Source organism: Mesorhizobium sp. BR1-1-3, assembly GCF_020165455.1.
Classification (GTDB): domain Bacteria; phylum Pseudomonadota; class Alphaproteobacteria; order Rhizobiales; family Rhizobiaceae; genus Mesorhizobium; species Mesorhizobium ciceri.
In genome coordinates this window covers 474,138-486,832 of the sequence record NZ_JAIUIC010000004.1, presented here as the reverse complement: position 1 = coordinate 486,832, position 12,695 = coordinate 474,138, and the positions used below count along the sequence as shown (strand labels likewise).

The following is a 12,695-nucleotide window of genomic DNA, read 5'->3' as shown; positions in this document are numbered from 1 at the left end:
CCCCTACTCCCCTACTCCCCTACTCCCCTCTTCCGCCGCAGCCTGCCGCAAATCGGCAATCACCGCGCGCCGGTCATGACGCCGCCAAGCGAGATGGAGTGAAACCGTGCGGTCGAACCACGGCAGGTCGCGAAACACGATCCGCGGCGGCGCGGCGGCACGCAGGCTGGCTTGCACCGTCGCCAGGCCGAGACCCGCGCTGACAAGGCCGAGCGAGGTCAGCGGGTCCGCCGTCTCATAGGCGATGTCGGGCAAGAAGCCGGCTTTGGCGCAGGCGGCAAGGAACTGGCCGCGATTGGTGTCGTCCGGCTGGCGCACGACGGTGATCCAGGTGCGACCGTCAAGATGGTGCGGCCCGATCTCTGGCACTTCAACGAGTGGGTCATCTTCGGGGATCGCCAGCACCAGCGGCTCATGCCGCAGCGCCATGGCGGCGACATCCGGATCATCATCGGGTGGCGACGAGTAGACAAAGCCCAGATCCAGCGACCGCTGCCGTAGCCCTTCCAACTGCGCCGCCGAACGCAGGCTTCTCAGCTGCAGGTGGAAATCCGGCCGGTCGCGACGGAACTGGCGCAGCATCCCGGCGACAAGCCCGGCATGAACGGCCCCTTCGACATAACCGATGGCGAGCCGGCCGACGGCACCGCTGGCCAGGTTGCGGCCGAACTCCTCCACACGTCGCGCATTGGACAGCAGCGCGCGGGCCTCGGGGAGGAAGGCGCGGCCCTCGGCGTTGAGATGGACCCGCTGCTTCGACCTCTCAAAGAGGGAAACACCCAACTGCTCCTCGAGCTGGATGATCTGCCGGCTGAGTGGCGATTGGGAAATATGCAGCATTTCGGCTGCGCGCCCGACATTTCCGGTTTCGGCGACCGTGACGAAATAGCGGAGCTGGCGCAGGTCGAACATTTCTCCTCCAAGGCTCAAGTCCCTTTGGGTCTCAACTTTAGCCTAATCAGTCTTGGACTGTCTGACCAGCCAAAAGCGATAATCGGCCATCCCAACCAAAGGAGACCGCCATGCAGTTCTTTGCCCTTCTCGCTCGCAACACCGAAAAATTTACCGATGCCGATTTCGCTCCACTTCTGCCCGGCGAAGCCGAACAGCGGCGCACGCTCTACGCCGAAGGGGCGGTACGTCAGGTGTGGAACCGAGGCGACATCCCGGGCAGCGGCATGATGCTCGAGGCTGCTGATGATGCTGAGGTTCGCGGCCACCTCGCCACCTTGCCGTTGGTCAAGGCCGGCATGATGGACATTGCCGCAATCGTGCCCCTCAAGCCCTACCCCGGCTTCGGCCCGAAGCACTGACAGGGCACATCCGGGGGTGACGAAGGCGTCACCCCCGGATTGACACGGGGGATCGACAGACTGTGATCGGCTGTCAAGAAACCGTCACACGAAACCGGCTTCGCGCGTGCTAGGAATCAGTATCAGGCAGCCGCCGTGCGGCGCCATCTTCGGAACATGCGTCTGGCACCGCCCATGGACATCACTCTCGCCCCGGAAGGCACCGATCTGTCGCCCTACCTGCCCGACGAGCACGGACTGTTCTTCATCTATCACTTCACCGCTGAGGGCGTGCGAACCAGGGACGCCGCCGCCGCGCACTGGACATGGCGCAGCTACCAGCTTTCCGACATGCGGGCCCGCCACGAAATCGGCGCCGATCGGGCTTTGCCGGCACCGGTGCGTGAAGCTTTCCTGTCCGCCAGCCATGGCTGCCACATCGACCTCGAGGACGACTGGCTCTATGGCGATCTGCCGGACCTGCGCCATGACTATTCGGCGGAAGCGGGCGGGCTTGGCCATTTCCGCTTCGCGCTCAATGACACGATGCTGGTCGGCGCCCGCAAGCAACCGCTGCAGTCGGTCGACAACATCCGCAAGGCGATCGAGAATGGATCGCGCAAGTTCCGCTCGCCAGCCGAGTTGATCGAGGCTGTCGTCGGCCAGTCGTTCGATGGCATGGTGGCAGAACTCGCGGCACTCGGCGACAGTCTCGACGGCATCGAAGACCGTATCGTCTGCGACGCATGGCACAATGAACGGCAATCCCTGGTCGACGCGCGCCGGCATCTGGTGGTGATCCACAGGCAGATGGCGACGCTGACCAATCTGTTCCGTCACCTTGATCATTCGCACCGCAACGACCTGCCAGACAGCATCAACGACATGGCCGCGCGCCTTTCACACCGGGCGCAGACGCTGCACTATGACGGCGAGCAATTGCAGGCGCGCGCCCGGCTATTGCAGGACGAGCTTATGGCAAAGCTGACGACGCAGTCGAACCGGCTGCTGTACGTCCTGTCGGTAATGACGGCGGTGCTGTTGCCGATGACCATCATCTCAGGCCTGTTCGGCATGAACGTTGGGGGCCTGCCGCTGGTCGACACGCCAATGGGCTTTTGGGTGGTGACGGCTGTGTCGATGGTGATCGCGGGCGCGACCTATCTCTTTGTCAGGCGGCTCGGACAGATGTAGCACCCGCCGGCAGCTTTCACGCAGTGACGCGAAGATCCTCGATGATGGTGCCGGCGGCGGCCACTTCCGCTTCGTGATCGGGCTCGCGCCAGGTCTCGGCAAGCCCAGCCGCATGCCATTCGCGCATCGCCGGCAGAGCAAGCAACTGCGCCGGATACGCTGCAGCCGCACCTTCGAAGGAGAGCCCATAAGACTGTGCGCGGAACGCCACCGGGGCAAAGAAAGCATCTACTGCGGTGAAATGAGCGCCCGCCAGAAATGGTCCGCCGAAACGAGCAAGACCATCATTCCAGAGGTCGCCGAGGCGAAAGAGGTCCTGCTTCAGCGCATCGGACATCGGAAACGGCTCTACCCGCACGCCGCAACTCATCGGACAGGCGCTGCGCAATGCGGTGAAGCTCGAATGCATCTCGGCGGCGGCCGAGCGCGCCCAGGCGCGCGCCTTGGCTTCGACGGGCCACACGCCATGGTGGCGTTCGGCCAGATATTCGACGATGGCCAGCGAATCCCAGACCGCCCAGCCGTCGTCGACCAGGCACGGCACGCGGCCGCTCGGCGAGAAGGAACGGTACAGATCCCAGCTCGATCCGGTCGGGAATGGCGTCAGCCATTCCTCGAATGGGATATCCAGCGCGCGCATCAGCACCCAGGGCCGCAGCGACCATGAGGAATAATTTTTGTTGGCGATATGCAGCAGGTACATCGAACCCCCTTACCGTGCGGGCTGCGGCGCGGCGCGTCGCGCTGTCGTCAACATCGACCAGGAATAGACCGCCAAAGCCGCCCAGATCAGCGCAAAGGCGATGGCCTGGATGGTGCCGAAAGGCTCGTCGAAGATCAGAACGGCGATCAGGAACACCATGGTCGGCGCGATATATTGCATGATGCCGATGGTTGACAGCCGCAGCAGCTTGGCGCCGAAGGCGAACAGCAACAACGGCACCGATGTGACTGGACCGCAGCCGATCAGCAACGCCGTATCCGTGCCACTGCTGGATACGATGTGGTCCTGTCCGGTCGCGATGAGATAGACGATGTAGCCAAGTGCCGGCACCGACAGCAGAAGGACTTCGAGCAAAAATCCCTGGCTCGGGCCGATCGGCAGCGTCTTGCGGAAGAAGCCGTAGGCGGCGAAGGAAAACGCCAGTGCCAGCGACACCCAGGGCAGCTTGCCGCCTTCGATGGTCAGCACGGCGACGGCGACGGCCGCCAGCACCACCGCCGCGATCTGCAGCCGATCGAGCCGCTCGCCGAGCAGCAGCGCGCCGACAACGACGCTGACCAGGGGATTGATGTAGTAGCCGAGCGCGGTTTCGACGGTGCGGTCGACCGCGATCGCCCAGACATAGATGCCCCAGTTGACCGAGATCAGCGCCGCCGTCAGCGCGGCCATGGCGATGGTGCGCGGCGAACGCATCGCCGCCTTGAAATCCGCCGTGCGGCCGGCCCAGATCAGAACGGCGGCGGCGATCGGCACCGACCAGACGATGCGATGGGCAATGACTTCCGCGAGCGGCAGATGAGCGACCGCCTTCATGTAGAAGGGCAGCAATCCCCATAGCAGATAGGCGCCGAGCGCCAGCAGAAAGCCGCGCCGGGCCTTGGACTCTGCATCCAGGGTAATTGCTTCAGTGGCCATGGGCCACGCTATGGCCCAGTCACCTTGGCAAGACCATCGCAAAGTTCTGATGGATCAATGGACTTTCGCTGATGGTTCAACCCTATTCGGCGGCCACCAGTCCGGCCATCTCGCGGTTCTTCATCAGCTTGTAGACGATGGAATCCATCAGCGCCTGGAACGAGGCGTCGATGATGTTCTCGGAAACGCCCACCGTCCACCAGCGCGCGCCGGTGCCGTCATGCGATTCGATCAGAACGCGGGTGATCGCCTCGGTACCGCCATTGAGGATACGCACCTTGAAGTCGGCCAGCTCCATGTCGGCGATCTCGCTCTGGAATTTGCCGAGGTCCTTGCGCAGCGCGATGTCGAGCGCGTTGACCGGGCCATGCCCCTCGGCCACCGACATCTTCTCCTCGCCATCGACCACCACCTTGACGATCGCTTCGGAGACCGTCTTCAACTGGCCGTTGGCGTCGAAGCGGCGCTCGACCATGCAGCGGAACGAGGTGACGTTGAAGAATTCCGGCAGGCCGTGCAGCATCGTGCGGGCGAGGAGTTCGAAGCTGGCATCGGCGCCTTCATAGGCATAGCCCTCGGCCTCGCGCTCCTTGACCACGGATATCAGCGCGTCGAGCCGGTGATCGTCCTTCGGCACCTCAATGCCGCGTCGCCTCAGCTCGGCGAGGAAATTGGCCTTGCCGCCCTGGTCCGAGACCATGACACGGCGGCGGTTGCCGACCGTTTCGGGGGGGACGTGCTCATAGGTCGCCGGCTCCTTGGCGAGTGCGGAGGCATGAATGCCGGCCTTGGTGGCGAAGGCGGAAGCGCCGACATAGGGCGCTTGCGCCTCTGGCGCTCGGTTCAGGAGTTCGTCAAATGCGCGCGACAACCTGGAAATGCCTGTCAACGCCTCAGCCGAAATGCCAGTTTCGAAACGATCGGCGAAGGCCGGCTTTAGCGCCAGCGTCGGCACGATCGAGATCAAATTGGCGTTGCCGCAGCGCTCCCCGATGCCGTTGAGCGTGCCCTGGATCTGGCGCACGCCAGCCTCGACAGCGGCGAGGGAATTCGCCACGGCCTGGCCGGTGTCGTCATGGGCATGGATACCGAGATGATCGCCTGAAATGCCCGACGAAATAACCTTCTCGACGATGGCGCGGACTTCCGATGGCTGCGTGCCGCCATTGGTGTCGCACAGCACCACCCAGCGCGCCCCGGCATCATAGGCGGTCCTGGCGCAGGCCAGCGCGTAGTCGGGATTGGCCTTGATGCCATCGAAGAAATGCTCGCAGTCGACCAATGCCTCCTTGCCGGCGGCGATCGCCGCCTCGACGGAGGCCTTGATGGCGTCGAGGTTCTCCTCATTGGTGCAGCCGAGCGCGACACGGACGTGGTAGTCCCAGCTCTTGGCGACGAAGCAGATGGCATCCGACTTCGATTGCACAAGAGACGCTAGGCCGGGATCGTTGGACGCCGACACCCCTGCCCGCTTGGTCATGCCGAAGGCGACGAATTTGGCGCGCTCCGTGCGCTTCTCCTGGAAGAAGGCGGTGTCGGTCGGGTTGGCGCCGGGATAGCCGCCTTCGACATAGTCGAGGCCAAAAGCGTCAAGCAGTTTTGCGATGGCGATCTTGTCCTCGACGGAAAAGTCGATGCCCGGCGTCTGCTGGCCATCGCGCAATGTGGTGTCGAAGAGATAGAGGCGCTCGCGGGTCATGGTCATTTGCCTGCAAACTTGTCCGTCGCGCGGATCAGCCGGTCGAGGATACCCGGCTCCGAATAAGCATGGCCGGCGCCCTCGATCAGATGGAAATCCGCCTTTGGCCAGGCCTTGTGCAGCGCCCAGGCATAGCGCGCCGGGCATGGCATGTCGTAGCGGCCATGGACGATGGTGCCGGGGATGTCGCTCAGCCTGTGCGCGTCGCGCAGCAATTGTCCCTCTTCCAGCCAGCCGGCATGGACGAAATAGTGGTTCTCGATGCGGGCGAACGCGACGGCATAGTCGTCCTGCCCAAACGGACCGCTTGTCTCAGGCTCCGGCAACAGCGTGATCGTTTCGCCTTCCCACAGGCTCCAGGCGCGGGCCGCCTCGATCTGCGCCTTTCGATCCGTGCCGACCAGCCGCTTGCGATAGGCGGCCATCATGTCGCTGCGCTCGGCCTCCGGGATCGGCGCCAGGAAGCGCTCCCATTTGTCCGGGAACATTTCCGAGACGCCGAACTGATAGTACCATTCCAGTTCCGCACGCGTCAGCGTGTAGATGCCGCGCACCACCAGTTCGCTGACGCGTTCTGGATGGGTCTCGGCGTAGGCGAGCGCAAGCGTCGACCCCCAGGAGCCGCCGAACACCAGCCATTTGTCGAAGCCGGCCATTTCGCGCAGCCGTTCGATGTCGGCGACCAGGTGCCATGTCGTATTGGCTTCGAGCGAGGCGTTGGGCGTCGATTTTCCGCAGCCACGCTGGTCGAACAGGATGACATCGTAGAGCTTCGGGTCGAACAGCCGCCGGTGTTTTGGCGAAATGGTGCCGCCCGGCCCGCCATGCAGGAACACCGCCGGCTTGGCGCCTTTGGTGCCGGAACGCTCCCAGTAGACCTGGTGGCCGTCGCCGACATCGAGCATGCCGGAATCGAACGCCTCGATCTCGGGATAAAGCGTACGCAATTGACTGCTCATAGTTGTAAACCTTTGGTCGGCCAGTCCGGCGTTTCATGGTCTGGGTGCTGGAAGGAGATGATGGATTCCTGCCTGTTGTAATAATCAGGATCCTGGTGGACGGGCTGATCGAAGATCGTCTCCACCCAGGGCAACCGCGCGGCATAGTTGACCTGGATCTGCGGTGCCAGGTCCGAACGGTCGTCGAAGGCACCGATCGCGATTTCCAGCCCGCCGGGCTGCCGATATGTCAGCGGCGTGCCGCAGCGGGCGCAGAAACCACGATCGATGTTGACCGACGACTGGAAGTAACTCGGCTCTTCATGGGTCCATTCGACGCCATCTCTGGGCACCGTGACCAGCGCGCCGAAGAACGAGCCGAACTGCTTCTGGCACATGCGGCAATGGCAGATGGACGGACGGCCGAGCGCTCCATGAACGCGGAAGCGCACGGCGCCACACTGGCAGCCGCCGGTTCTTACCTGATCGGTCATGATCTTTCCTTTGGCGGCCATTGTTCGGTGTCGTGGTCGGGGTGCTGGTAGGAAACGAGATCGGCCAGATAGGAGGCCGACGACATGTCGGCCATGGTGTCCTCGCCCGGCAGTTGCGGGATCGAGTCGACATAGGGCAGCTTTGCCTCGATCCCCCATTGAATCAGCGGCACGATCTCCGCTGGATTGTCGAACGCACCGATGGCGAGGCCAACCCCGTCCGGCGCGGTGAAGGTCAGCGGCGTGCCGCAATCGGCGCAAAAACCGCGATCGACATGGTTGGACGAACGGAAGTATTTCGGCTCGCCGCGCGTCCAGTCGAGCCTGGCGCCACGCACCGAAACCAGCGGCGCGTAGAACGCGCCGAACGCCTTCTGGCACATGCGGCAATGGCAGACCGAAGCGTCGCCCAAAGCGCCTTCAACGCGAAAGCGCACCGCGCCGCACTGGCAGCCGCCGGTGTAGATCGGTCGGTTGTCGAGGCTCATCGCTGATCACTCCGGCGCATGGCAGACGGCCTCGACGTTGTTGCCGTCGGGATCGAGGACGAAGGCGCCATAGTAGTCCGGGTGATAGTGCGGGCGCAGGCCCGGCCCGCCATTGTCCTTGCCGCCGGCGGCAAGCGCCGCAGCATAGAAGGCTTCGACCTCGGCGCGGCTGCGCGCGGTGAAGGCGACGTGCTGATGGGCCTTCTGACCATCCTTGCCTTCCTGCAGCCAGAATACCGGCCGATCGCGACCGTAGCCACCGACCTTTTTACCGCCGGTGTACTCCAGCGGCACCATATACAACAGCGCGGCACCAAGCGGCGCCATCGCCTTGTCATAGAAAGCCTTCGAAGCGTCGAAATCGGCAACGTTGATGCCGAGATGATCGATCATCTTTTTACCTCCCAGGTGGTGATGCGTTCGCCTGTGACCGGATCCTTGCCGTCCTTCAACTGTATCCCTTGGGCCAGCAGGTCGTCGCGGATGCGGTCGGCTTCGGCCCAGTTCTTGGCGGCGATGAACGCGAGACGCTTGGCGATGGCCTTGCCGACGTGGCCTTCATCAACCTTCGCCGACGCGACGTCGAAGCCGAGGAACAGCAGCGACGCCTTCAGCGATGCAGCGGCATCGTTGCCGTCCATTGCCTCGCCGGCCAACTGGGTCAGGACCTGGAAGGCGGCATAGGTGGCGAGATCGTCCGACAAGGCGTCAATGATCTCCACGGGCACCTGTCCCGCCGCCGTCGGCGCGAGGTCGGCCCCCCGCTTCCATTTTCGCAGGGTGTTCTCGGCCTCTTCCAGCTTGCGCACGGAAAAGTCGATCGGCTCGCGATAATGCGTCATCAGCATCGCCAGCCGCAGCACCTCGCCCGGCCATTTGCGGCCGCCGAAGGTCTCGGTCTCCAGGAGTTCGTTGATCGAGTAGAAGTTGCCGAGGCTCTTCGACATTTTCTGCCCTTCGACCTGCAGGAAGCCGTTGTGCATCCAGATGTTGGCCATCATTTCGGTGCCATGGGCGCAACGCGACTGGGCGATCTCGTTTTCATGATGCGGGAAGATCAGGTCGAGGCCGCCGCCATGAATGTCGAAGACCTCGCCGAGATAGGCGGCCGACATCGCCGAGCACTCGATGTGCCAGCCCGGCCGACCCCTGCCCCATGGCGAATTCCAGCCCGGCTCCTCCGGTGACGACAACTTCCAGAGGACAAAATCGCCGGGATTTTTCTTATGCGCGTCGACGGCGACGCGAGCACCGGCCTGCTGCTCGTCGAGATTGCGCTTCGACAGCTGGCCGTAGTCGGGCATCGACGCCGTGTCGAACAGGACTTCGCCCGCAGCAACATAGGCATGGCCGCGTTCGATCAGGCTTTGAATCAAGGTGATCATGTCGACCTTGCCGTCGGCACGGGGCTCGACGAATTCGGTGGCGCGCGGCTCGACCGTCGGCGCCAGGCAGCCGAGAACCGCCACGTCGCTGTGGAACTGGTCGGCGGTCTTTTCGGTGACCCGCCTGATCGCCTCATTCAACGACAGCGTGCCGGAAGCGATCTCGCCGCCGAAATCGCGCAAAGCGCGCGCATTGATCTTGTCGTCTACGTCGGTGATGTTGCGCACATAGGTGACGTGCGTCTGCCCATAGAGATGGCGCAGCAAGCGGAACAGCACGTCGAAGACGATCACCGGCCTGGCATTGCCGATATGAGCAAAGTCGTAGACGGTCGGGCCGCAGACATACATGCGCACGTTCAGCGGATCGATCGGGACGAAATCCTCTTTCGTCCGCGTCAGCGTGTTGTAGAGGCGCAGGCCCTGCGATGCGTCGGACATTCGTGCCTTCCCGGTTCAGAACTCAATTCGACGAAGCCAGCCCTGCGCGAACGCAAATCAGGCTCCAGCCTGCTGGCCGGGGCGTTTGTCCAATCTGGGGAGAGATGAGGCGAAAACGTCCGGACCAGCGCGAGGCTAGCCAATAATGCAAATGCCACAAATGGCGAAAGACGTTTTCATGGGCGGCTTTATCGCCTTGGCTTGTGTTGCCGTCAAGTCGCAAGTTTCGGCAAAACCGTCGCTGGGTCACAGGTAATGATGCACTGAAACATTTTATTAAACATGTCGGCACAGTCATGAAACATTCGCCGGCTAGATCAGCAGGCGTCACGATTTGGTCAGAATCGGCCATCAAATGCAGACACGAAAATGTTACCAGGGAAGAGAGACATGCCCCGAACCAAGCAGGAAGCCAACCGCGCCAAGCAGCCGGCGCTGGCCAACCACTATCGCGCAATCGGCCCGGCCGCGATCGTCGCCGCCCTTCTCCATACCGCCAAGAAGAAAAAGCCGGCGCAGAAGATCGTTTCGCCCCGCGCTGCCTGAAGGGGTGTGCGACCGGCGCCAATGGCGCCAGAAATGAAGGCGCCGACGCGCGCGCCCTCTGCTAGAACAACCTCATCTGACTGTCGTCCGCGCCGGACTTCTGGCGCTTGACCTTCTCGGGCTCCGGCCCGATCTCGCCCCGCTCCTGAATCTCCGGTCCGGTGTTGGCGACCTTGTTGACGAGGTCGGAGACCGGAATTGCCTCGAAGAAATCGAGCTGTGCCGGTCGCAACAGATCGGCGACATCGCGCGGTTCGAGCGTGCGGCAATCCAGCCAACGTGTGAAATCCCTGGGATCGATCACCACCGGCATGCGGTCGTGGATATGCGCGATGTCGGCATTGGCGTTGATGGTCAGGATGGCGCCGGTGTCCATTTCCGAACCCCCCGGCTCGGCATAGGTCTCGATCAGCCCGGCGAAGGCAACCAACCCGCCATGCCTGGGGCGTATCCAGTAAGGCTGCCCCTTCTTGCCACCGGTTTGCCGCCATTCATAAAAGCCGGACGCCGGCACCAAAGCGCGGCGATGGCGCATGGCGGCCTTGAACGACGCCTTTTCGGCAGCCCCTTCGGAGCGCGCGTTGAACAGCAGCGGAAACTCGCGTGTATCCTTCACCCAGGTCGGGATCAGCCCCCAGCGCACCAGCATTGGCTGCCGGTCCGGCAGATTGGAGTCCGGCGCCTGCGGAGGGCCGGCGACCGCCATCAGGATCGGCTGCGTCGGGGCGATGTTGTAGCGCGCCGGGAAATCCTCAAGCCCCGCCACGTCCAGAAAGGCAGCGGTCTGATCCGGCGTCGCGGTCAAGGCGAAACGTCCGCACATGGTCGATTGATGCCCTTCGAAAGGTTCGGTTTCTGAAAGTGGCGATGGAACCTGCGTTGCGCAACCGCTAAAACTTGTCCACGCTGGCCGGTCCACAACTGACCGGCCTTCAGCCTGATTGGGAATCCATGAACGAAGCGCGCAAAATACTTCCGGCAGTCTCGGTCGCCGTCGTGCGGGCAGACACCGTGCTTCTGGTCAAGCGAGCCCGGCAACCGTCGCAAGGGCTCTATGCCTTTCCGGGCGGCAAGGTCGAACCTGGTGAGACGCTGGAGGCAGCGGCAGAGCGCGAACTTCAGGAAGAAACCGGTTTGCGTGCCACAAATTATCGCCCGCTGCGGGAAATCCACATCGACGGCCGGGATGACAGCCACCCGGTCGATTATCTCCTCACAGTCTTCGGCGCCGCCTATGCCGGCGGCGAGGCCGTGGCCAGCGATGATGCGGAGACGGCGGCCTTCTATACGCTCAGCGAGATGGCGGCGCTGCCGCTGGCAGGCTCGGTATTCGCGGTCGCCGAAGACTTGTTGGCCCCCGGCGGAAACGCCGGACTGCTGTCCTGAAATCAACTTGCGGGCGACAAATTGTTTCGCCACAAAGACTTATGCTGTTTAGCAGAGCCACGCAGCTGGTAGAGAAGGCTTATGAATCGTCCATCCATGCTCCTCGCCATGTGTCTTGCGGTCGGCGCGACCGTTTCGATACGGCCCGCGCTCAGCGCCGAGTCGCCGTTCGAGCCCGGGTTGATGCGGCTGGCGGAGGTTCTGGGCTCGCTGCATTTCCTGCGCAATCTGTGCGGCGAAAAGGGCGACCAGTGGCGTGTCGAGATGACAAAACTGCTCGATTCGGAAAATCCGGACGCCGAGCGGCGCGCCCGCTTCATTGCCAGCTTCAATCGCGGCTACCGCTCCTTCGGCGGCACCTATACGAGGTGCACGCCCTCGGCGACCGAAGCCATCAGCCGCTACATGAAGGAAGGCGAGACGCTGTCTCGCGATATCGCCTCGCGTTACGGCAACTAATGCATGTCGCCCAAAAGTGGCTGCGGTTTTGGGAGAACGATACGCATAAAAACGAAAACCTAAAGCGCCTCGCCTGAATCCGTTCAAACGCGGCGCGCTTTAGGCACTCGCTCATCGACAACTATCCGAACCATTGCTGGGTACAGCCGATATATCGGCTTGTGCCAGGCGATATCTTGGTGCAATCCTCATGTTGCACTTCTGCAACAGTATTAACGAAACCTTACCGCGCGAAAGCGGAATTAACTCAAACTGAAGGTTTTCGCCCCGCAGGCCGCCCCAATCGGCTAAGTTTGACTCGAACTGAACGCAGCTTCGCACAAGGCAATCGGGCTTTGTAAAAGACGATCAAAAAAATGTCGTATTTACAAATACTTAATTGTCCCTGCGTGTGAAATGAACAGATCAGGCCTGATCCACATCAATGGATCGCAGCTTGAAAGGGTGGACATTCGCTTATGGAACATGGTGTCAACGACATCGACGCGCTGGTCAGGGAAGAAAAACGCTTGACCGCCGTGGAAAGCCACAGCGAGGCCTGGGCGGAAGGTCTCTCCGCCGGGATAGAGCCCGAGATCATTGCCGAAGCAGCGCTCGAAACAGCCTTCGGCGAGATGTTGCGTGCCAATGGCGAGACCTCGGCCCTTGCCCTGCTCGACCGGATGCGTGAAAAGGTGATTGCTGGCGCCTTCGAACCTGAACGGCTGCGGCACTGAACCGACGTCCGGTTCTTT

Annotated in this window: 16 protein-coding genes; 6 read left to right on the top strand and 10 right to left on the bottom strand. The window is 62.6% G+C overall.

What is annotated here, in order from left to right; all coding sequences use genetic code 11:
• Positions 1–3: 3 nt before the first annotated feature.
• Positions 4–912: a LysR substrate-binding domain-containing protein gene (locus tag LB559_RS12470; RefSeq protein WP_127417422.1), complete on the bottom strand. Its 909-nt coding sequence runs from the start codon at positions 910–912 to the stop codon at positions 4–6.
• Between the two features lie 110 nt (positions 913–1,022).
• Between LB559_RS12470 and LB559_RS12465 the strand changes: the two genes are divergently transcribed.
• Positions 1,023–1,313, top strand: a complete 291-nt coding sequence (locus LB559_RS12465) for a muconolactone Delta-isomerase family protein (protein WP_013532552.1) — start codon at positions 1,023–1,025, stop codon at positions 1,311–1,313.
• A 174-nt stretch (positions 1,314–1,487) separates the two neighbouring features.
• Positions 1,488–2,486, top strand: a complete 999-nt coding sequence (locus LB559_RS12460; RefSeq protein WP_024503048.1) for a transporter — start codon at positions 1,488–1,490, stop codon at positions 2,484–2,486.
• Between the two features lie 16 nt (positions 2,487–2,502).
• On the opposite strand, the gene LB559_RS12455 is transcribed toward LB559_RS12460, so the two are convergent.
• The 8 genes from LB559_RS12455 to cysS form a co-directional block, all read right to left on the bottom strand.
• Entirely contained in the window at positions 2,503–3,189 is a 687-nt protein-coding gene (locus LB559_RS12455; protein ID WP_224674165.1) for a glutathione S-transferase family protein, read from the bottom strand.
• A gap of 9 nt (positions 3,190–3,198) precedes the next feature.
• The gene (gene rarD, locus LB559_RS12450; protein WP_224674164.1) at positions 3,199–4,125 is read right to left on the bottom strand and encodes an EamA family transporter RarD; all 927 of its coding nucleotides are present in this window, start codon (positions 4,123–4,125) and stop codon (positions 3,199–3,201) included.
• An 82-nt stretch (positions 4,126–4,207) separates the two neighbouring features.
• Positions 4,208–5,830: a citramalate synthase gene (cimA, locus tag LB559_RS12445; protein WP_224674163.1), complete on the bottom strand. Its 1,623-nt coding sequence runs from the start codon at positions 5,828–5,830 to the stop codon at positions 4,208–4,210.
• A complete protein-coding gene (gene pip, locus LB559_RS12440) occupies positions 5,827–6,783 on the bottom strand; it encodes a prolyl aminopeptidase (protein ID WP_024503052.1) in 957 nt (318 codons plus the stop codon). The genes cimA and pip overlap by 4 nt, the downstream gene beginning before the upstream one ends.
• Positions 6,780–7,256, bottom strand: coding sequence for a GFA family protein (locus LB559_RS12435; RefSeq protein WP_013532558.1), 477 nt, complete (start codon positions 7,254–7,256; stop codon positions 6,780–6,782). Before LB559_RS12435 ends, pip begins: the two co-directional genes overlap by 4 nt.
• Positions 7,253–7,744: a GFA family protein gene (locus LB559_RS12430; protein WP_013532559.1), complete on the bottom strand. Its 492-nt coding sequence runs from the start codon at positions 7,742–7,744 to the stop codon at positions 7,253–7,255. The genes LB559_RS12435 and LB559_RS12430 overlap by 4 nt, the downstream gene beginning before the upstream one ends.
• Before the next feature lie 6 nt (positions 7,745–7,750).
• Positions 7,751–8,137, bottom strand: coding sequence for a VOC family protein (locus tag LB559_RS12425; RefSeq protein ID WP_013532560.1), 387 nt, complete (start codon positions 8,135–8,137; stop codon positions 7,751–7,753).
• Entirely contained in the window at positions 8,134–9,570 is a 1,437-nt protein-coding gene (gene cysS, locus LB559_RS12420; RefSeq protein WP_224674162.1) for a cysteine--tRNA ligase, read from the bottom strand. Before cysS ends, LB559_RS12425 begins: the two co-directional genes overlap by 4 nt.
• A 390-nt stretch (positions 9,571–9,960) precedes the next feature.
• Here cysS and LB559_RS12415 point away from each other — a divergent pair, with 390 nt between their 5' ends.
• Entirely contained in the window at positions 9,961–10,116 is a 156-nt protein-coding gene (locus LB559_RS12415; protein ID WP_013532562.1) for a hypothetical protein, read from the top strand.
• 61 nt (positions 10,117–10,177) lie between these two features.
• Here the strand turns inward: LB559_RS12415 and LB559_RS12410 are convergent, their stop codons facing one another.
• The gene (locus tag LB559_RS12410; RefSeq protein WP_224674161.1) at positions 10,178–10,939 is read right to left on the bottom strand and encodes an SOS response-associated peptidase; all 762 of its coding nucleotides are present in this window, start codon (positions 10,937–10,939) and stop codon (positions 10,178–10,180) included.
• 128 nt (positions 10,940–11,067) lie between these two features.
• Between LB559_RS12410 and LB559_RS12405 the strand changes: the two genes are divergently transcribed.
• The 3 genes from LB559_RS12405 (at position 11,068) to LB559_RS12395 (ending at position 12,677) form a co-directional block, all read left to right on the top strand.
• Entirely contained in the window at positions 11,068–11,502 is a 435-nt protein-coding gene (locus tag LB559_RS12405; protein WP_024503054.1) for an NUDIX hydrolase, read from the top strand.
• A gap of 81 nt (positions 11,503–11,583) precedes the next feature.
• Entirely contained in the window at positions 11,584–11,961 is a 378-nt protein-coding gene (locus LB559_RS12400; protein WP_224674160.1) for a TIGR02301 family protein, read from the top strand.
• A 458-nt stretch (positions 11,962–12,419) separates the two neighbouring features.
• Entirely contained in the window at positions 12,420–12,677 is a 258-nt protein-coding gene (locus LB559_RS12395) for a hypothetical protein (RefSeq protein WP_008874920.1), read from the top strand.
• Positions 12,678–12,695 lie beyond the last annotated feature (18 nt).

Excerpts from the sequence above, each read along its gene's own strand:
- LB559_RS12470 (WP_127417422.1), bottom strand. The coding sequence starts at position 912 with ATGTTCGACCTGCGCCAGCTCCGCTATTTCGTCACGGTCGCCGAAACC.
- LB559_RS12465 (WP_013532552.1), top strand. The coding sequence starts at position 1,023 with ATGCAGTTCTTTGCCCTTCTCGCTCGCAACACCGAAAAATTTACCGAT.
- LB559_RS12460 (WP_024503048.1), top strand. The coding sequence starts at position 1,488 with ATGGACATCACTCTCGCCCCGGAAGGCACCGATCTGTCGCCCTACCTG.
- LB559_RS12455 (WP_224674165.1), bottom strand. The coding sequence starts at position 3,189 with ATGTACCTGCTGCATATCGCCAACAAAAATTATTCCTCATGGTCGCTG.
- rarD (WP_224674164.1), bottom strand. The coding sequence starts at position 4,125 with ATGGCCACTGAAGCAATTACCCTGGATGCAGAGTCCAAGGCCCGGCGC.
- cimA (WP_224674163.1), bottom strand. The coding sequence starts at position 5,830 with ATGACCATGACCCGCGAGCGCCTCTATCTCTTCGACACCACATTGCGC.
- pip (WP_024503052.1), bottom strand. The coding sequence starts at position 6,783 with ATGAGCAGTCAATTGCGTACGCTTTATCCCGAGATCGAGGCGTTCGAT.
- LB559_RS12435 (WP_013532558.1), bottom strand. The coding sequence starts at position 7,256 with ATGACCGATCAGGTAAGAACCGGCGGCTGCCAGTGTGGCGCCGTGCGC.
- LB559_RS12430 (WP_013532559.1), bottom strand. The coding sequence starts at position 7,744 with ATGAGCCTCGACAACCGACCGATCTACACCGGCGGCTGCCAGTGCGGC.
- LB559_RS12425 (WP_013532560.1), bottom strand. The coding sequence starts at position 8,137 with ATGATCGATCATCTCGGCATCAACGTTGCCGATTTCGACGCTTCGAAG.
- cysS (WP_224674162.1), bottom strand. The coding sequence starts at position 9,570 with ATGTCCGACGCATCGCAGGGCCTGCGCCTCTACAACACGCTGACGCGG.
- LB559_RS12415 (WP_013532562.1), top strand. The coding sequence starts at position 9,961 with ATGCCCCGAACCAAGCAGGAAGCCAACCGCGCCAAGCAGCCGGCGCTG.
- LB559_RS12410 (WP_224674161.1), bottom strand. The coding sequence starts at position 10,939 with ATGTGCGGACGTTTCGCCTTGACCGCGACGCCGGATCAGACCGCTGCC.
- LB559_RS12405 (WP_024503054.1), top strand. The coding sequence starts at position 11,068 with ATGAACGAAGCGCGCAAAATACTTCCGGCAGTCTCGGTCGCCGTCGTG.
- LB559_RS12400 (WP_224674160.1), top strand. The coding sequence starts at position 11,584 with ATGAATCGTCCATCCATGCTCCTCGCCATGTGTCTTGCGGTCGGCGCG.
- LB559_RS12395 (WP_008874920.1), top strand. The coding sequence starts at position 12,420 with ATGGAACATGGTGTCAACGACATCGACGCGCTGGTCAGGGAAGAAAAA.